We start from the raw sequence: 16,776 nt of genomic DNA on the forward strand, positions 1-16,776 counted from the left end.
TTTCAAATCGACGCATGCACCATAGTGCGGCAGAATAAATTGAAGTTCGCCATTTTTGGTGCAATTTCTGCACCAAATAAGTACAAACCCCGAGAAAATTCTCATTTGCAAGGCGGCACGTCTTTTGCAAGAATAAAGCGTACACACTCAGTTGATTCTGATCAGAAACCCTCGAAACTTCGCAAAGGCAAGTCCATGACCAAAACGTTCCGCATCGGCCAGATCGTCCCCAGCTCCAACACCACCATGGAGACCGAGGTGCCGGCCATGCTGCAGGCCCACTCCACGCTGCGCCCGCAGGACCGCTTCACCTTCCACTCCAGCCGCATGCGCATGAAGAAGGTCCAGAAGGAGGAACTGGCCGCCATGGACGCCGAAAGCGACCGCTGCGCGCTGGAGCTGAGCGACGCGCGCGTGGACGTGCTGGGCTATGCCTGCCTGGTGGCCATCATGGCCATGGGCAAGGGCTACCACCGCGTCTCGCAGCAGCGCCTGACCGAGCGCACGGCCAGCAATGGCGCCACCGCCCCGGTGATCACCAGCGCCGGCGCGCTGGTGGAAGCGCTCAAGGTCATGGGCGCCAAGAAGATCGCTCTGGTGGCGCCCTACATGATTCCGCTGACCCAGCTGGTCATGGACTACGTGGCCGCCGAAGGCTTCGAGATCGTGGACTGGCGCGCGCTGGAGATCCCCGACAACCTGGACGTGGGCCGCCACGACCCCGCCAAGCTGCCCGGCATCGTGGCCGGCATGAACTACGCCGACGCCGACGTGATCGTGCTGTCGGCCTGCGTGCAGATGCCCTCGCTGCCGGCCGTGGCCCAGGTCGAGGCCCAGACCGGCAAGCCCGTGCTGACCGCCTCCATCGCCACCACCTATGCCATCCTCAAGGAACTGGGGCTGGACCCCGTGGTGCCGGGCGCGGGTGCGCTGCTGTCGGGCGCCTACCCCTACGACACCGGCAACAGCGCAGCCAAGGCCTGAGGAACACACGCATGACCAGCACCTCCAGCACCCCCAGCACATTCCGCTACGGCGGCAACGTCCATGCCAACGGCATCCGCCAGCACTACCTGCGCTACGGCGGCGCCGAGGGCGAACGCGCGCAGCGCGACGCCGTCATCCTGATCCCCGGCATCACCAGCCCGGCCGTGACCTGGGGCTTCGTGGCCGAGCACCTGGGCCGCCAGTTCGACACCTATGTGCTGGACGTGCGCGGGCGCGGCCTGTCGTCCTCCGGCCCGGGCCTGGACTACAGCCTCGATGCCCAGGCCGCCGACGTGGCCGCCTTCGCCCAGGCCCTGGGCCTGCAGCGCTGGGCGCTGGTCGGCCACTCCATGGGCGGGCGCATCGCCGTGCGCGCCGCGCGCAGCCAGCCGGTGGGGCTCACGCGCCTGGTCATCGTCGATCCGCCGGTCTCCGGCCCCGGCCGCCGCGCCTACCCGGCCGCCCTGCCCTGGTATGTGGACTCCATCCGCCAGGCCACGCTGGGCATGGATGCCGAGGCCATGCGCGCCTTCTGCCCCACCTGGACCGAAGAGCAGCGCCAGCTGCGCGCCCAGTGGCTGCACACCTGCCACGAGCCGGCCATCGTGCAGAGCTTCGAGGACTTCGGCCGTGACGACATCCATGCCGACCTGCCCCGCATCCAGCACCCGCTGCTGCTGGTCACGGCCGAGCGCGGCGACGTGGTGCGCAGCGAGGACGTGGCCGAGTGGCAAGGCCTGGCACCCCAGACCGAGCATGTGCGCGTGCCCAACGCCGGCCACATGATCCCCTGGGACAACGAGGCCGGGTTCTACGTGGCCTTGGGCGATTTCCTCGGCGCGCGGGTGGACTGAATGTCCAACCGCAGCCCACTCCCATCCATCGCGACACCAAGGAGCCGACCATGTCCGTCAGCGATATCGATCTGATCCACGCCTGGAAGCAGGTGCTCACGCTGTCCCGGCTCGAAGCCGGCCAGACCGTCACCGTGCTCACGGGCGCCGACACGCACCCGCAGACGCTGCGCTGCGCCATTGCCGCCTCCAGCGAAATGGGGGCGCGCGTCAACCGCCTGGACCTGCCGCCCGTCAATGCCGAAAAATCACTGAGCCGCGACTCGCTGGCCTACCTGGGCACGACGCCGCTGACCGGCAACCCCGCCGCCATCGCCGCGCTCAAGGCCAGCGACCTGGTGCTGGACCTGATGACGCTGCTGTTCTCGCCCGAGCAGCACGAGATCCTGCAGACCGGCACCAAGATCCTGCTGGCCGTGGAGCCGCCCGAGGTGCTGTGCCGCCTGGTGCCCACCGAGGGCGACCGCGCGCGCGTGCAGGCCGCATCCAAGCTGATCGAGGCGGCCGGGCAGATGCACATCACCTCGGCCGCGGGCACCGACCTGCGCTGCCGCCTGGGCAGCTTCCCGGCCATCTGCGAATACGGCTTCGTGGACCAGCCCGGCCGCTGGGACCACTGGCCCAGCGGCTTCGTGCTGACCTGGCCCGACGAGGGCGAGAGCAACGGCCGCGTGGTGCTGGACCGGGGCGACATCCTGCTGCCCATGAAGGACTACGTGACCGAGCCCATCGAACTCGTCATCGAAAAGGGCTACGTCACGCGCATCAGCGGCGGCCTGCAGGCCGACATCCTCAAGGAGTACATGGCCTCCTACGAGGACCCCGAGGCCTATGCCGTCTCCCACATCGGCTGGGGGCTGCAGCCGCGCGCCCACTGGTCCATGCTGGCCCACTACAACAAGGAAACCCACATCGGCATGGACGCCCGCGCCTTCGAGGGCAACTTCCTGTGGTCCATGGGCCCCAACAACGAGGCCGGCGGCAGCCGCACCACGGCCTGCCACATCGACATCCCCATGCGCCACTGCTCGGTGGCGCTGGACGGCAAGCCCACGGTCATCGACGGCGTGGTGCAGGACGAGGAAGGACTGGCGCGCGCCGCCAAAAGGTCCAAGCAAGGAAAGGACATCGCATGACAACCGCCACCACCAGCACGCAGAGCGTTCCCACCGAGGGCGTGCAGGGCGACATCTCTGCCTACGCACGCCAGGGCTTCGGCACACCGCTGCCGCTCAAGGCCCCGTTCGGCCTGCTCATCATCGACTTCGTCAACGGCTTTGCCGACCCGGCCGTCTTCGGCGGCGGCAACATCCCCGAAGCCATCGCGCAGACGCAGCACCTGCTGGCCCATGCGCGCGAGCGCGGCTGGCCCGTGGCGCACAGCCGCATCGTGTTCTCGGACGACGATGCCGACCACAACATCTTCTGCCTGAAGGTGCCCGGCATGCTGACCCTGAAGGAAGACAGCCCCAACAGCGCCATCGTGCCCCAGCTGGCCCCGGCCGCTGGCGAATACGTGGTGCGCAAGAGCACGCCCTCGGCCTTCTTCGGCACCATGCTCGCACCCTGGCTGGCCCAGCGCGGCGTGCAGACCCTGCTGGTGGCCGGCTGCGTGACCAGCGGCTGCGTGCGCGCCAGCGTGGTCGATGCCATGCAGTCGGGCTTTCGCCCGCTGGTGGTGGCCGACTGCTGCGGCGACCGCGCCCTGGGCCCGCACGAGGCCAACCTGTTCGACATGGCCCAGAAGTACGCGGCCGTGATGCCGCTGAGCCAGGCCATCGTCGACACCGACGCCCTCGCCGCAGGTTGATCCCACCGCGCCAACGCGCCTATGGGGCCGGCCCTGCGCAGCCGGCCCCGGAGTGCATAACATGCACAGGGCACGCCTGAAGGCGTGCCCGCGAAGAACACCGCCCCATGAACCTGCCCCAGCCCCAAGCCCTGCACGCACAGCTGCTCACGCGCGCCGACACCCTGCTCGTGGTGCGCCAGCCCGTGGCGCCGCCGCGCCCTGCGCCCGGCCAGCCCGGCACGGCCTCCGACTATGTGCAATCCACGCCCGAGGTCTTCGTGGCCGTGCTGGCCGACGAAGCCGCGCCCCAGGGTTGGCGCGCCCTGGCCTTCAACGGCCATGTGGACCTGGGCACGGGCATACGCACGGCCCTGGCGCAGATCGTGGCGGAAGAACTCGAAGTGCCTCTGGAGCGCCTGGACATGGTGCTGGGCCACACGGCCGCCGCACCCAACCAGGGCCCGACCATTGCCAGCGCCAGCATCCAGATCTCGGCCGTGCCGCTGCGCCGCGCCGCCGCCCAGGCGCGCGAGCAACTGCTGGCACTGGCCGCGCAGCAATGGAGCGTGGCAGCGGACCGGCTCCAGGCGCGCGAAGGCCTGGTGCGCTTTGCCGATGGCAGCGATGCTCGCGAACTCGGCTATGGCGATCTGCTGCGCGGCCAGCAGCTGCAGCTGACGCTGGCCCCGCCCGATCAGGAGGTGAAGCTCAAGCCCGCCAGCGAATACCGGCTCGTCGGCCGTGGCGCGGCGCGCGTGGACATCCCCGCCAAGGCCACGGGCGAGCTGAGCTTTGTCCATGATGTGCGCGTGCCCGGCATGCGCCATGGCCGCGTCATCCGCCCTCCGCACCCGGGCCGCGACGGCGGCGATTTCATCGGCCGCTGCCTGGTGGCAGTGGAGCGCGACTCCGTGGCCCACCTGCCCGGCAACGTGCAGGTGGTCACCGAGGGCGACTTCGTCGGCGTGGTCGCCGACCGCGAGGAACAGGCCATTGCCGCCATGCGCGCACTGCGCGTGCAATGGCAGGCCGTGCCGCCGGCGCCTGACTTATCCGATCTGGCTGCGGCGATACGCGCCAATCCCGCCCAGCACCGCTCGCTGGTGGACCAGGGCACTGTGGACGATGCCTTCGCGGGCGTCGGCACGGGTGCGGCCACCGAACTGCGCCGCAGCTACGTCTGGCCCTACCAGATGCATGCCTCCATCGGCCCGTCCTGCGCCGTGGCCGATTTCAGCGAGGGCCGTCTCAAGCTCTGGGCCGGCACGCAGAACCCCCACATGCTGCGCACCGACCTGGACCGCCTGCTGCAACTGGGCGAGGACCGCATCGAGATCGTGCGCCTGGAGGCGGCCGGCTGCTACGGCCGCAACTGCGCCGACGATGTCTGCGCCGACGCCGCCCTGCTGTCCATGGCCGTGGGCGCGCCCGTGCGCGTACAGCTCACGCGCGAGCAGGAACACCAGTGGGAGCCCAAGGGCACGGCCCAGCTCATGGACGTGAGCGCGGCCATCGATGCCCGGGGCGAACTGCTGGCCTACGACTTTGCCGTGCGCTACCCCTCCAACGACGCGCCGCTGCTGGCCCTGCTGCTCACGGGCCGCATCCCGGGCGAGCCGCGCACGCTGGAGATGGGCGACCGCACCGCCGTGCCGCCCTACCGCTACGCCAGCCAGCGCATCACCTGCCATGACATGGCGCCTATCGTGCGCTCATCCTGGCTGCGCGGCGTCTCGGCCCTGCCCAATTCCTTTGCCCACGATTGCATGATCGACGAGCTGGCCCATGCGGCCGGCGCCGACTCCGTGGACTACCGTGTTCGTCACCTTGATGACCCGCGCGCCGTCGAGCTGATCGAGGCCACGGCCCGCCACGCGGGCTGGCAGCCAAACCAGCCGGGAAGCCGGGGCCTCCCCGGCGCCGACGGCCTGCTTCACGGGCGCGGCGTGGCCTATGCGCGCTACATCCACAGCCGCTTTCCCGGCTTCGGCGCGGCCTGGGCCGCCTGGGTCATCGACATCGACGTGGACCCCGCCAGCGGCCGCATCGCCGTGCGGCGCCTGGTCGTGGGCCAGGACACGGGAATGATGGTCAACCCCGACGGCGTGCGCCACCAGATCCACGGCAACGTCATCCAGACCCTGAGCCGCAGCCTGATGGAGAAGGTCGCCTTCAACGAGCAAGGCGTGGCCAGCCGCGAATGGGGCAGCTACCCCATCATCGGCTTCCGCGACCTGCCACCCATCGAAGTGGTGCTGATGCCGCGCCAGGACGAGCCCCCCATGGGCGCAGGCGAATCGGCCTCGGTGCCCGGCCCGGCCGCGCTGGCCAATGCGCTGTTCGACGCCACCGGCCGGCGCTTCTACGCCGCGCCCTTCACGCCCGACGTGGTGCGCGCCGCACTGAATGCCGCGCCGAACGCCACGCCAGAGACTGCACAACCCGCCTAGTCTTTCAGCGCCCCCGCATGCCGCAGGCACTGCGCGCGCCAACCGGCGTCGTCCTGCAATTGCAGCGCGGCCTGCAGCGCGCGCGTGGGCGCCACGCCCTGCTGGGCCATGAAGCCTATGGGCGTGACCAGTTCGGGCGAGCGCAGTGGCCGGGCCACCAGGCCCGGCATGTGGCGCACCGTGGCCACCATGGCGCCGGGCAGCACGGTGGTCATGCCATCCGTTCCTTGCGCCACGGCCATTACCAGGGTCAGCACGGAGTTGGTTTCCATGGCGGGCTGCACGGAAATGTCCACGGCGGCGAAGGCCTCGTCGATCACCGTGCGGTTGTGCATGTCGGGGGTGAGCAGGCACAGCGGCATGCCGGCCACTTCGCGCCAGGCGATGTCGGCGCCAAAGGCAAAGGGCCGGCCCTCGCCCTGCCCATCGCAGCACTCGCGGCACAGCAGGTAGTAGTGCTCCTCGTACTGGGGCCAGGACTGCAGGCGCGGGCCGCGCGGCGGCATGCGCGCGCTGTAGCCCAGGGCCAGGTCCAGGGACAGGTCTTCGAGCCCGCTCTCGATCTCGGCCGAGCTCATGGACAGCACCACGGGCGTGATGCCCGGATGGTGCTCGCGCAGCAGGGCCGCAAAGCGCGTGAGCATGGGCATGGCCGTGGGCACGGCCGCCATGCGCAGCTGCCCGCGCAGCGCGCCGGCGGCGGCGCTCAGTTCCTGGCGCAGGCCTTCCTCGGCCCGCAGCATGGCCAGGGCCGTGGCCAGCACCTGATCGCCCTCGGGCGTGAAGCCCGCGAAGGAGCGGCCCCGGCGCACGATGACCGTGCCGAACTCCTCCTCCAGCGCGCGCAACGCATTGGACAGCGCCGGCTGGGTGATGTGGCATGCCAGCGCCGCGCGGCCGAAATGGCGGTGCTCGTTGAGCGCCGCCAGATACCGCATCGAGGTCAGCAGGTTCATGCCGGCGGCGCCAGAAGGGTCAGGTTCCCTGGCTGACGGTGATCGTCGGGAACTTGCTCGTGAAATCGCGTGCCTTGAGCGCCACCTTCACGGCCAGGTCGCGCGCCACCTTCTTGTAGATCTGCGCGGCTTCGCTATCGGGCTCGGCCACCACGGTGGGCTTGCCGCTGTCGGCCTGCAGGCGGATCTGCAGCGAAAGGGGCAGTGCGCCCAGGTAGTCGATGCCGTACTCGGCCGCCATCTGCTTGCCGCCCTCGGCGCCGAAGATGTGCTCCACATGGCCGCAGTTGGTGCAGACGTGGGCCGCCATGTTCTCCACCAGGCCCAGGATGGGCACGCCCACCTTCTCGAACATCTTCACGCCCTTCTTGGCGTCGATCAGCGCGATGTCCTGGGGCGTGGTGACGACCACGGCGCCCGTCATGGGCACGCGCTGGGCCAGCGTCAGCTGGATGTCGCCGGTGCCGGGCGGCATGTCCACCAGCAGGTAGTCCAGATCCTTCCAGTTGGTCTGGCGCAGCATCTGCTCCAGCGCCTGCGTGGCCATGGGGCCGCGCCAGATCATGGCCTGGTCGTTGTTGACCAGGAAGCCGATGGACATGACCTGCACGCCGTGGCTTTCCATGGGCTCCATGGTCTTGCCGTCGGGGCTTTCGGGGCGGCCCGAGATGCCCATCATCATGGGCTGGCTGGGGCCGTAGATGTCGGCGTCCAGGATGCCCACGCGCGCGCCCTCGGCGGCCAGCGCCAGCGCCAGGTTGGCCGTGGTCGTGCTCTTGCCCACGCCGCCCTTGCCGGACGAGATGGCGATGATGTTCTTGACGCCCGGCAGCAACTGCACGCCGCGCTGCACCGCATGCGCGGCGACCTTGGACGTGATGTTGACCGAGACATTGCCCACGCCCTCGACGGTCTTGGCCGCCGCGACGAACTGGCCGCGCAGCGCCGGCACCAGGCTTTGCGCCGGATAGCCCATCTCCACGTCGAAGGCCACGTCGGCCCCAGTGACCTGCAGGTTGCGCAGGGCGCGGGTGCTCACATAGTCCTTGCCGGTGTGGGGGTCGAGCACGCTGGAGAGCGCGGCCAAGAGCGCTTGTTCTGTGACTGCCATTGCTTTGATTACTCCTAGAGCCGGATAGTCTATCCAAGGCACCATCCCCTCGCTCACGCGAGACAATGCGGGCCTTGCTGCCTTTGCGGCCCCTGTTCCCGCCTTTTTCCGCGAAAGATCCGCCCCGTGAAATTCAAGATGGCCCACAACTCCCTGTTCGCGATCCTGCTGCGCTCGCGCTGGTGGATCAGCATCGCGCTGGCCGCGCTGGTGACCCTGGTGTCCACGGCGCTGCTGCCCAAGGACATCGCGCCGTTCGCCGCCATCACCGCCCTGCCCTTCTTCGGCATAGGCTGCGTTGCCGCCTGGCGCCAGCTGCGCGCGCCCAGCCCCGCCAAGGTGGAGCAGGCCCTGGAGATCGCCGCCCAGCAAAGCTGGCGCGAGTTCGCCGATCGGCTCGATCGCGCCTGGCAGGCCGAGGGCTACACCGTGACCCGCCTGTCCGACAAGGACGGCGCCGACTTCGTGCTGGAACGCGAAGGCCGCACCACCGTGGCCAGCGCCAAGCGCTGGAAGGCCGGCGTGCACGGCATGGAGCCGCTGCGCGCCCTGCTGGCCGCAGGCCAGGCGCGCGATGCGGCCACGGTCTGCTACCTGTCGCTGCAGCCGCCGGCCGAGAATGCAGCCGCCTGGGCCAAGCAGCAGGGCATCGCCCTGATCTCCGGCAAGGACCTGGGCTCCCTGCTGGCCAAGGCCTGATCCCTTCGGGGTCATCCCCTGATCTGATGACGGCCGGCGCGCGGCACACTCCAGGCATGCCCGATGCCGCGCCCTCACCCGACTCCAGCCTCCCTCCCCCCAGCACCGGACTGCTGCTCAGCGGCGGGGGCGCCCGCGCCGCCTACCAGGCCGGCGTGCTGGAGGCCATTGCCGAAATACGCCGCGCCTGCGGCCAGCAGCATGGCCCCAATCCCTTCCCCATCCTGGTCGGCACCTCGGCCGGCGCCATCAACGCCGCGGCCCTGGCCTGCGGCAGCGACCATTTCGACCGGGCCGTGCGCCGCATGTCGCGCATCTGGCGCAACCTGCGGCCCGAGGACATCTACCTGTCCGACTCGCTGAGCGTGCTGCGCAGCGGCGCGCGCTGGCTGACCCTGCTGTCGCTGGGCTGGGCCCTGGCGCGCTGGGGCCGCATGCGCCCGCGTTCGCTGCTGGACAACCAGCCGCTGGGCCGGCTGCTGTCGCGCGGCCTGGTTCCGCTGGAACGCCTGCCGCAATTGATCGCGGACGGCCACCTGCGCGCGCTGGCGGTGTCCGCCTCCAGCTACACCACCAGCGAGCACGTGACCTTCTGCCAGGCGCAGGACCAGCTCCAGCCCTGGGTGCGCAACCAGCGCAAGGCCGCGGCCGCCCAGATCACGCACGCGCACCTGCTGGCCTCCTCGGCCATCCCCTTCATCTTTCCGGCCACGCCGCTGCCGCTGGACGGCGCCACCGAGTACTTCGGCGACGGCTCCATGCGCCAGACCGCGCCGCTGGCGCCCGCCATCCACCTGGGCGCCGAGCGCATCCTCGTCGTGGGCGCGGGCCGGCGCACCGAGCCGCCGGCCAGGCCGCCGCCAGAAGGCGCAAGCTACCCGTCGCTGGCCCACATCGCGGGCCACACGCTGTCCAGCATCTTCCTCGACGCCCTGTCCCTGGACGTGGAGCGCGCCGAGCGCATCAACCAGACGCTGGCCCTGATCCCGCCCGCCGACCGCGAACGCAGCCGGCTGCGCCCGCTGCAGTTGCTGGTCATCTCGCCGTCCGAACGCATAGACGCCATCGCCGCGCGCCATGTGGGCCAGCTGCCGCTGCCCATGCGCACCCTGCTGGGCGCCCTGGGCGTGCGCCAGGACGCCAGCGACCCGCGCGGCGCCGCCCTGGCCAGCTACCTGCTGTTCGAGCGCAGCTTCACCCGCGAACTCATGGCCCTGGGCCGGCGCGACGCGCTGGCGCGGCGCAGCGATATCGAGCAGTTCCTGGGCTGGCAGCGCCCGCTGGTCGCCAGCTGACGCCTGCAGCCAACAGGCCTGGCGCAGCGAAGGCCCTCAACAACTCCCCGTATGTCCGCCTGCACGGAAAAAGCCATCGCCGCCCCACAACCGCCCAGCCCTTCTAGAATGTCAGGTTCCCCCGAGAAAGCCGCCATCCATGACCGCACGCAAACTCTTCGTCACCACCGCCCTGCCGTACGCCAACGGCAACTTCCACATCGGCCACATCATGGAATACATCCAGGCCGACACCTGGGTGCGTGCGCAGCGAATGCAGGGCAACGCGGTCAACTTCGTGGGTGCCGATGACGCCCACGGCGCGCCCATCATGATTGCGGCCGAGAAGGCCGGCAAGACGCCCCAGCAGTTCGTGGCCGACATCGCCGCAGGCCGCAAGCAGTACCTGGACGGCTTCCACATCGCCTTCGACAACTGGCACAACACCGACGCGCCCGAGAACCACGCGCTGGCCCAGCAGATCTACAGGGACCTGAAGGCTGCCGGCTTCATCGAGACGCGCACCATCGAGCAGTTCTTCGACCCCGAGAAGAACATGTTCCTGCCCGACCGCTTCATCAAGGGCGAATGCCCGCGCTGCCACGCCAAGGACCAGTACGGCGACAACTGCGAGGTCTGCAGCGCCGTCTACGCGCCCACCGACCTGATCAACCCCTACTCGGCGCTGTCCGGCGCCAAGCCTGTGCTCAAGAGCTCGGAGCATTTCTTCTTCAAGCTGTCGGACCCGCGCTGCGTGGAATTCCTGACCGAGTGGACCCAGGACGGCCAGCACGTGCAGCCCGAGGTGGCCAACAAGATCAAGGAATGGTTCAGCGTGCGCACCAACCCGGACGGCACGACCAGCGAGGGCCTGGGCGACTGGGACATCTCGCGCGACGCGCCCTACTTCGGCATCGAGATCCCCGATGCGCCGGGCAAGTACTTCTACGTCTGGCTGGACGCGCCCGTGGGCTACCTGGCCTCGCTCAAGAACCTGCTGGACCGCCGTGGCGAGGACTACGAGGCCTACATGGCCGACCCCGCGCTGGAGCAGTACCACTTCATCGGCAAGGACATCATCACCTTCCACACGCTGTTCTGGCCCGCCATGCTCAAGTTCAGCGGCCGCAAGACGCCCACCAAGATCTGCGTGCACGGCTTCATGACCGTGAACAACGGCGAGAAGATGAGCAAGAGCCGCGGCACCGGCCTGGACCCGCTCAAGTACCTGGGCCTGCAGATGAACCCCGAGTGGCTGCGCTACTACCTGGGCGCCAAGCTCAACGGCAAGAATGAAGACATCGACTTCAACCCCGATGACTTCATGGCCCGCGTCAACTCCGACCTGATCGGCAAGTACGTGAACATCGCCTCGCGCGCGGCCGGCTTCATCGCCAAGCGCTTCGACGGCAAGCTGGGCACGGTCAGCGAAGATGGCCAGGCCCTGCTGGCCCAGCTGCGTGGCCAGAGCGAGGCCGTCGTCCAGGCCTTCGAGAACCGCGACACGGCCCGCGCCGTGCGCGAGATCATGCAGCTGTGCGACCGCGTCAACGAATACGTGGATGCCAACAAGCCCTGGGAGCTGGCCAAGCAGGAAGGCATGGACGCCCGCCTGCAGGACGTGTGCACCACCTGCATCGAGGCCTTCCGCCTGCTGACCATCTACCTGAAGCCCATCCTGCCGGCCGTGGCCGAACAGGTGGAAGGCTTCCTGAACGTGGCGCCGCTGCAGTTCGCCGACGCACAGAGCCTGCTGGGCGCCGGCCATGCCATCGGCCTGTACAAGCACCTGATGCAGCGCGTGGACGTCAAGCAGCTGGAGGCCCTGTTCGAAGCCCCCGAGCCCGTGGTCGAGAAGGTCCTGCCCGGTGGCGAGGAAATTGCCGAAACCATCAGCATCGACGACTTCGCCAAGGTGGACCTGCGCATCGCCAAGATCGTGGAATGCAAGCCCGTGGAAGGCTCGACCAAGCTGCTGCAGCTCACGCTGGACGTGGGCGAAGGCAAGACACGCAACGTGTTCTCCGGCATCTCCAGCATGTACCAGCCCGAGCAGCTGCAGGGCAAGCTCACCGTGATGGTGGCCAACCTGGCGCCGCGCAAGATGAAGTTCGGCATCTCCGAAGGCATGGTGCTGGCCGCCAGCCATGCCGATGAGAAGGCCAACCCCGGCATCTACGTGCTGGAGCCTTTCCCAGGCGCCACACCCGGCATGCGCATCCACTGAAGCAAGGCATCCATGTCCCGCAAGCCCTCACGGTCCCCGGCCCTGGGGGCTTTTCTTTGCCTGTGCGCCGCGGCCCTGCTGTCCGGCTGCACCGTGGTGGCCGTGACCGCCACGGCGGTCAGCGTCACGGCCTCGGCCGTGGGGCTGGCCGCGGATGCGGCCGTGGGCACGGCAAAAATCGTCGGCAAGGGAGTGGGCAAGGCCGTCGATGCGATGAGCGATGACGGGGCAACCGCAGACAACAGCGGCATCACGGTCCGCTACCGCACGCCCGATGGGCAGCCCCTGACGCCCTGAGGCTACTGCCCGGCGTAGCGCCCGGGCCGGTGGCTCACGGCCAGGAACACGCCCATGATCACGGCCGCCAGCACCGACCAGGCCACGCGCTCGAAGGGCACCACCCACAGCGCCAGCAGCACCACGCAGCAGTCGATGGCCATCTGCACTTTGCCGGCGCGGATGCCGTAGCGGTCCTGCAGGTAGAGCGAGGCGATGGTGGCGCCGCCCAGGCTGGAGCGGTGGCGCGCCAGGAACAGCAGGCCCGAGCCCATGAGCAGGCCGCCCGCAATCGCGGCAAAGGCCGGGTGCAGGTAGTCGATGTGGATGAGGCGCGGCCCCATTTCGGTGATCAGCGACAGCGCGCCCACGCAGATGAAGGTCTTGACCGTGAAGGTGCGGCCCACGCGCGTCCAGGCAAACCAGTAGAACGGGATGTTGATCGCGAAGAAGATGAGGCCGAACGGCCAGCCCGTGGCGTAGTGCAGCACGAAGGCCAGGCCCGCCGTGCTGCCCGTCAAAAGCCCCGCCTGGGCGAACATCATCATGGCGATGCCCACGAACAGGGTTCCGGTGAAGAGGGCCTGGACATCCTCGAAGAGGCCATGGCGCAGCGAAGCGGTGGCCGAAACAGGCGCAGCGGGCGCGGCAGCGGGTAGGGAGGGCGTGGACATTGTCGGGGTGATGACAGATCTATCGTCGCAAAGGCCCCGGTTCGGGGCCTTCACCGTACCCATGGGGTGTCATAGGTACAAACCCGGATTCTAGAGACTGTTGCCCCGGCGCGCTGTGGCGTGCAGGGTACAGCGCGCCGCAGGGGCTTGCAGGAGCTTGCAAGGGCCTGTTGTCAGGCTCCGCCGTGCAGTTTCTCGCGGCCGGCGCTGCGCAGCACGCGGCCGTCGGGGCCGAAGGTGACGGTGAACTCCATGTCGCGCGTGGGGGGATCGATGTAGTTCCAGTCCCAGTCGGTTTCCTGCTTGAGCTGGTAGGTGGTGACCTTGGCAGGCTTGCCCAGCATGCGGCGCACCTGCTCCTCGTCCATGCCGGGGCGGATTTTCTCGAAGTTGTGCGGCGCCAGCACCTGGCGCAGCGCGCTCATGCGGCCATCGGTGCCGATGGTGATCATGTAGTTGCGGCTGCCGGCGGGCTGGCGGTTGTACTCGAAGGTGCGCGAGCCGTCGGGCTCGGTCCAGATGCGTTCGGGCTCGCCAAAGCGGGCGCGGACGTCGGCCTCGGTGGACAGGCCTTCTTCGAGTTCCTTGATGTTTTGGGGATCGCAGCCGGGCAGCCCAAGCATGCCCATCACGGCCACGGCAACGCCCAGAAGACGGGAGACTAGGTTCATCGGCGGTGTCCCGGTAAAATCACGCGATTCAGGAGGTTATCAGACTATGTCATTCTTTCGCCGCCCCGATTACCGTTCCGACGCCACGAACTTCATCAACGAGCTGAAGAAGCAAAAGCCCGAGCTGCCCAGCCAGCAGCTGGCCGGCCGCTCGCTGCTGTGGGACAAGGACGTGAACCACGAAGTCTGGGAAGACCTGCGCGCCGGCCGCGTGGACCAGAAGCCCTACGTCTACCAGACGAACTCCTGATTTCGGCTGCAATGACACATCAGCCTGTTTCGCTGTGGCACCGTGCGCATGCAGCTGATGCCTGCGCAGCAAGGCATGGCCGAGGCTGAGTCCGCACTGGCGCCTGCGGGCGCCGGCGCCGCATCCCCCGCTCCTGGCGACGATTCACCGGTCGTGATCGACCAGGTGGCTTTGGCGCGCCTGTACGGCGAGCCGCTGTTCGCCCTGCCGCAGGACCTGTACATCCCACCCGATGCGCTGGAGGTCTTCCTCGAAGCCTTCGAAGGGCCGCTGGACCTGTTGCTGTACCTGATCCGCAAGCAGAACTTCAACATCCTCGACATTCCCATGCTGGACGTGACGCGCCAGTACATGCGCTATGTCGACGAAATCCGCAGCCGCAACCTCGAGCTGGCGGCCGAGTACCTGCTGATGGCGGCCATGCTCATCGAGATCAAGTCGCGCATGCTGCTGCCGCCCAAGAAGCAGGACGATGGCGAGGAAGCCGAGGACCCGCGCGCCGAACTGGTGCGCCGCCTGCTGGAGTACGAGCAGATCAAGCTCGCTGCCCAACAGCTGGGCCAGGTGCCGCACTACGGGCGCGACTTCCTCCGGGCCCAGGTCCATATCGAGCAGAACCTGCAGCCGCGTTTCCCCGATGTGGACGTGGCCGAGCTGCAATCGGCCTGGCGCGACATTCTCAAGCGTGCCAAGCTTGTGCAAAGCCACAAGATCACGCGCGAGGAACTCTCGGTGCGCGAGTACATGAGCCAGGTGCTCAAGGCCCTGCAGGGCCGGCGCTTCGTCGAGTTCGAGACCCTGTTCCAGCCAGAGAAGGGATCGACCGTGCTGGTCGTGACCTTCATCGCCCTGCTGGAGCTGGCCAAGGAAACGCTGATCGAGATCACCCAGGCCGAAGCCTTTGCGCCCATCTACGTGCGCCTGGCCTATACGCCCGTCTAGCGGGCACGGACACAGGCACGCGCACACCGACAGGCCGGCACCACCGGCCTCCATGCACCATGACTTACAGCGTCAAAGAAATCTTCTACACCCTGCAGGGCGAGGGCGGCCAGGCCGGCACGCCGGCCGTGTTCTGCCGCTTTGCAGGCTGCAACCTCTGGACCGGCCGCGAGCAGGACCGCGCCAGCGCCATCTGCCAGTTCTGCGACACCGACTTCGTGGGCACCGACGGCACGCTGGGCGGCAAGTTCGCCACGGCCGACGCCCTGGCAGAACGCATCCTGTCCCAGTGGCCGGCCGGCGACAGCCGGCACCGCATGGTGGTGCTGACCGGGGGGGAGCCCCTGCTGCAGGTGGACGAGCCCCTGATCGCGGCCCTGCATGCGCGCGGCTTTCGCATTTCCGTGGAAAGCAATGGCACCGTGGCAGCGCCCGAGGGCATCGACTGGCTGTGCATCAGCCCCAAGGCGGGCGCCGACTGGGTGCAGCGCAGCGGCCAGGAGCTCAAGCTGGTCTGGCCGCAGCCCGGCTTCGATCTGCAGGCCATCGAGGCCGACACCCGTTTCGACCACTATTTCCTGCAGCCCATGGACAACGTCCTGCAGGCCGACAACACGGCCGCCTGCATAGCGCAATGCCTGCAGCACCCGGCCTGGCGCCTGAGCCTGCAGACCCACAAGCTCACCGGCATCCGCTGATTTTTGCCATGCAGTTCACCGTTCACCAGCGCTTTTTCTTCGACGCCGCCCACACGCTGGAGCGCGCCATCGAGACCGAGAGCAGCCGCCGCATCCACGGCCACACCTACTACGCCGAAGTCAGCGTCACCGGCCCGCGCAACCCGGACAACGGCATGGTGATCGACCTGGGCTACCTGCGCTCGCGCCTGAAGACCCTGGGCGACGCGCTGGACCACCGCTTCCTCGACGAAATCCCCGGCCTGGGCAAGCCCACGCTGGAAAACCTGTGCCTGTTCATTGCCGATTCCCTGGCCGACCTGCAGCCCGCTCCCAGCCGCATCCGCGTATGGCGCGACAGCATCGGCGATGGCTGCGTGCTGGATCTGGGCTGACCTCAAGCCAGGCCTGCCAGAGAGCCGCCCCCCGAAGAGCAACTCCACGGCCATCATGGGTTTGGCGGTTCGCAGATAGACTTGGTGGCTTTTTTTGCCAGTCCCCGCCACCGTCAAGATCGCGCCCAAGCGCCCCCTCGAGAGACAAAACATGTTCCGCACCCTGCTCAAATCCAAGATCCACCGCGTCAAGACCACGCAATGCGAGCTGCACTATGAAGGCTCCTGCGCGATCGACGAGGACCTGCTGGACGCTGCCAACATCGTCGAGAACGAGCAGGTGCACATCTGGAACATCGACAACGGCGAGCGCTTCGTCACCTATGCCATCAAGGGCCAGCGCGGCAGCGGCATGATCTCGGTCAACGGCTCGGCCGCGCGCCGTGCTGCCGTGGGTGATCTGCTGATCATTGCGTCCTTTGCCCAGGTGCATGAGACCGACGTGGCCGAGCACCGGCCCCAGCTGGTTTTCGTGGACGATGCCAACCGCCAGGTCGAGCTGCGCCACCACGTGCCCACGCAGCAGCTGTGAGCTGCGCTG

At 68.3% G+C, this 16,776-nt stretch carries 18 protein-coding genes; 14 read left to right on the forward strand and 4 right to left on the reverse strand.

Annotated elements, in window-relative coordinates; genetic code table 11:
* Positions 1-195 precede the first annotated feature (195 nt).
* The 5 genes from HFGMBDPB_RS24000 (at position 196) to HFGMBDPB_RS24020 (ending at position 6,083) form a co-directional block, all read left to right on the forward strand.
* The gene (locus HFGMBDPB_RS24000) at positions 196-984 is read left to right on the forward strand and encodes a maleate cis-trans isomerase family protein (protein WP_043824574.1); all 789 of its coding nucleotides are present in this window, start codon (positions 196-198) and stop codon (positions 982-984) included.
* 11 nt (positions 985-995) lie between these two features.
* Positions 996-1,841, forward strand: a complete 846-nt coding sequence (locus tag HFGMBDPB_RS24005; protein WP_074923075.1) for an alpha/beta fold hydrolase — start codon at positions 996-998, stop codon at positions 1,839-1,841.
* A gap of 50 nt (positions 1,842-1,891) precedes the next feature.
* Positions 1,892-2,977 carry a 2,5-dihydroxypyridine 5,6-dioxygenase NicX family protein gene (locus HFGMBDPB_RS24010; RefSeq protein ID WP_012203775.1) on the forward strand — a complete coding sequence of 362 codons (1,086 nt, stop codon included), beginning with the start codon at positions 1,892-1,894 and terminating at the stop codon, positions 2,975-2,977.
* On the forward strand, positions 2,974-3,651 hold the full coding sequence (locus tag HFGMBDPB_RS24015; RefSeq protein ID WP_212646446.1) for an N-carbamoylsarcosine amidohydrolase: 678 nt from the start codon (positions 2,974-2,976) through the stop codon (positions 3,649-3,651). The genes HFGMBDPB_RS24010 and HFGMBDPB_RS24015 overlap by 4 nt, the downstream gene beginning before the upstream one ends.
* A gap of 107 nt (positions 3,652-3,758) precedes the next feature.
* Positions 3,759-6,083, forward strand: a complete 2,325-nt coding sequence (locus HFGMBDPB_RS24020) for a xanthine dehydrogenase family protein molybdopterin-binding subunit (protein WP_212646447.1) — start codon at positions 3,759-3,761, stop codon at positions 6,081-6,083.
* On the opposite strand, the gene HFGMBDPB_RS24025 is transcribed toward HFGMBDPB_RS24020, so the two are convergent.
* Together HFGMBDPB_RS24025 and apbC are read right to left on the reverse strand one after the other, a co-directional pair.
* Positions 6,080-7,039, reverse strand: coding sequence for a LysR family transcriptional regulator (locus HFGMBDPB_RS24025; RefSeq protein WP_212646448.1), 960 nt, complete (start codon positions 7,037-7,039; stop codon positions 6,080-6,082). The genes HFGMBDPB_RS24020 and HFGMBDPB_RS24025 overlap by 4 nt on opposite strands.
* Before the next feature lie 19 nt (positions 7,040-7,058).
* Entirely contained in the window at positions 7,059-8,150 is a 1,092-nt protein-coding gene (apbC, locus tag HFGMBDPB_RS24030; RefSeq protein WP_012203771.1) for an iron-sulfur cluster carrier protein ApbC, read from the reverse strand.
* 138 nt (positions 8,151-8,288) lie between these two features.
* Between apbC and HFGMBDPB_RS24035 the strand changes: the two genes are divergently transcribed.
* The 4 genes from HFGMBDPB_RS24035 (at position 8,289) to HFGMBDPB_RS24050 (ending at position 12,647) form a co-directional block, all read left to right on the forward strand.
* Complete coding sequence (locus HFGMBDPB_RS24035; RefSeq protein ID WP_034398227.1) at positions 8,289-8,849, forward strand: restriction endonuclease; 561 nt, start codon at positions 8,289-8,291, stop codon at positions 8,847-8,849.
* A 56-nt stretch (positions 8,850-8,905) separates the two neighbouring features.
* The gene (locus HFGMBDPB_RS24040; RefSeq protein ID WP_012203769.1) at positions 8,906-10,144 is read left to right on the forward strand and encodes a patatin-like phospholipase family protein; all 1,239 of its coding nucleotides are present in this window, start codon (positions 8,906-8,908) and stop codon (positions 10,142-10,144) included.
* Between the two features lie 139 nt (positions 10,145-10,283).
* The gene (gene metG / locus HFGMBDPB_RS24045) at positions 10,284-12,350 is read left to right on the forward strand and encodes a methionine--tRNA ligase (protein WP_034366112.1); all 2,067 of its coding nucleotides are present in this window, start codon (positions 10,284-10,286) and stop codon (positions 12,348-12,350) included.
* 12 nt (positions 12,351-12,362) lie between these two features.
* The gene (locus HFGMBDPB_RS24050; protein WP_016454162.1) at positions 12,363-12,647 is read left to right on the forward strand and encodes a hypothetical protein; all 285 of its coding nucleotides are present in this window, start codon (positions 12,363-12,365) and stop codon (positions 12,645-12,647) included.
* A gap of 2 nt (positions 12,648-12,649) precedes the next feature.
* Here HFGMBDPB_RS24050 and HFGMBDPB_RS24055 read toward each other — a convergent pair whose 3' ends face one another.
* Both HFGMBDPB_RS24055 and bamE read right to left on the reverse strand, forming a co-directional pair.
* Positions 12,650-13,300: a YitT family protein gene (locus HFGMBDPB_RS24055; RefSeq protein ID WP_016449041.1), complete on the reverse strand. Its 651-nt coding sequence runs from the start codon at positions 13,298-13,300 to the stop codon at positions 12,650-12,652.
* Positions 13,301-13,473: 173 nt separating this feature from the next.
* Positions 13,474-13,971 (reverse strand): outer membrane protein assembly factor BamE domain-containing protein, encoded by a 498-nt coding sequence (gene bamE, locus HFGMBDPB_RS24060; RefSeq protein WP_016449042.1) that lies wholly within the window; start codon positions 13,969-13,971, stop codon positions 13,474-13,476.
* A gap of 46 nt (positions 13,972-14,017) precedes the next feature.
* Between bamE and HFGMBDPB_RS24065 the strand changes: the two genes are divergently transcribed.
* The 5 genes from HFGMBDPB_RS24065 to panD all read left to right on the forward strand — a co-directional run bounded on the left by HFGMBDPB_RS24065 (position 14,018) and on the right by panD (position 16,767).
* On the forward strand, positions 14,018-14,221 hold the full coding sequence (locus HFGMBDPB_RS24065) for a DUF3460 family protein (RefSeq protein ID WP_016449043.1): 204 nt from the start codon (positions 14,018-14,020) through the stop codon (positions 14,219-14,221).
* Between the two features lie 75 nt (positions 14,222-14,296).
* A complete protein-coding gene (locus tag HFGMBDPB_RS24070; RefSeq protein ID WP_026062089.1) occupies positions 14,297-15,163 on the forward strand; it encodes a segregation and condensation protein A in 867 nt (288 codons plus the stop codon).
* Between the two features lie 59 nt (positions 15,164-15,222).
* On the forward strand, positions 15,223-15,861 hold the full coding sequence (gene queE, locus HFGMBDPB_RS24075; RefSeq protein ID WP_212646449.1) for a 7-carboxy-7-deazaguanine synthase: 639 nt from the start codon (positions 15,223-15,225) through the stop codon (positions 15,859-15,861).
* 8 nt (positions 15,862-15,869) lie between these two features.
* On the forward strand, positions 15,870-16,235 hold the full coding sequence (locus tag HFGMBDPB_RS24080; RefSeq protein ID WP_016449046.1) for a 6-pyruvoyl trahydropterin synthase family protein: 366 nt from the start codon (positions 15,870-15,872) through the stop codon (positions 16,233-16,235).
* A gap of 151 nt (positions 16,236-16,386) precedes the next feature.
* Positions 16,387-16,767, forward strand: coding sequence for an aspartate 1-decarboxylase (gene panD / locus HFGMBDPB_RS24085; protein WP_016449047.1), 381 nt, complete (start codon positions 16,387-16,389; stop codon positions 16,765-16,767).
* The last annotated feature ends 9 nt before the right edge of the window (positions 16,768-16,776 follow it).

It is taken from the genome of Delftia sp. PE138, assembly GCF_018320755.1.
GTDB lineage: Bacteria > Pseudomonadota > Gammaproteobacteria > Burkholderiales > Burkholderiaceae_C > Comamonas > Comamonas tsuruhatensis.

Bases quoted from the DNA above. Each gene is read 5' to 3' on its own strand.
- HFGMBDPB_RS24000 (WP_043824574.1), top strand. From the start codon at position 196: ATGACCAAAACGTTCCGCATCGGCCAGATCGTCCCCAGCTCCAACACC.
- HFGMBDPB_RS24005 (WP_074923075.1), top strand. From the start codon at position 996: ATGACCAGCACCTCCAGCACCCCCAGCACATTCCGCTACGGCGGCAAC.
- HFGMBDPB_RS24010 (WP_012203775.1), top strand. From the start codon at position 1,892: ATGTCCGTCAGCGATATCGATCTGATCCACGCCTGGAAGCAGGTGCTC.
- HFGMBDPB_RS24015 (WP_212646446.1), top strand. From the start codon at position 2,974: ATGACAACCGCCACCACCAGCACGCAGAGCGTTCCCACCGAGGGCGTG.
- HFGMBDPB_RS24020 (WP_212646447.1), top strand. From the start codon at position 3,759: ATGAACCTGCCCCAGCCCCAAGCCCTGCACGCACAGCTGCTCACGCGC.
- HFGMBDPB_RS24025 (WP_212646448.1), bottom strand. From the start codon at position 7,039: ATGAACCTGCTGACCTCGATGCGGTATCTGGCGGCGCTCAACGAGCAC.
- apbC (WP_012203771.1), bottom strand. From the start codon at position 8,150: ATGGCAGTCACAGAACAAGCGCTCTTGGCCGCGCTCTCCAGCGTGCTC.
- HFGMBDPB_RS24035 (WP_034398227.1), top strand. From the start codon at position 8,289: ATGGCCCACAACTCCCTGTTCGCGATCCTGCTGCGCTCGCGCTGGTGG.
- HFGMBDPB_RS24040 (WP_012203769.1), top strand. From the start codon at position 8,906: ATGCCCGATGCCGCGCCCTCACCCGACTCCAGCCTCCCTCCCCCCAGC.
- metG (WP_034366112.1), top strand. From the start codon at position 10,284: ATGACCGCACGCAAACTCTTCGTCACCACCGCCCTGCCGTACGCCAAC.
- HFGMBDPB_RS24050 (WP_016454162.1), top strand. From the start codon at position 12,363: ATGTCCCGCAAGCCCTCACGGTCCCCGGCCCTGGGGGCTTTTCTTTGC.
- HFGMBDPB_RS24055 (WP_016449041.1), bottom strand. From the start codon at position 13,300: ATGTCCACGCCCTCCCTACCCGCTGCCGCGCCCGCTGCGCCTGTTTCG.
- bamE (WP_016449042.1), bottom strand. From the start codon at position 13,971: ATGAACCTAGTCTCCCGTCTTCTGGGCGTTGCCGTGGCCGTGATGGGC.
- HFGMBDPB_RS24065 (WP_016449043.1), top strand. From the start codon at position 14,018: ATGTCATTCTTTCGCCGCCCCGATTACCGTTCCGACGCCACGAACTTC.
- HFGMBDPB_RS24070 (WP_026062089.1), top strand. From the start codon at position 14,297: ATGGCCGAGGCTGAGTCCGCACTGGCGCCTGCGGGCGCCGGCGCCGCA.
- queE (WP_212646449.1), top strand. From the start codon at position 15,223: ATGACTTACAGCGTCAAAGAAATCTTCTACACCCTGCAGGGCGAGGGC.
- HFGMBDPB_RS24080 (WP_016449046.1), top strand. From the start codon at position 15,870: ATGCAGTTCACCGTTCACCAGCGCTTTTTCTTCGACGCCGCCCACACG.
- panD (WP_016449047.1), top strand. From the start codon at position 16,387: ATGTTCCGCACCCTGCTCAAATCCAAGATCCACCGCGTCAAGACCACG.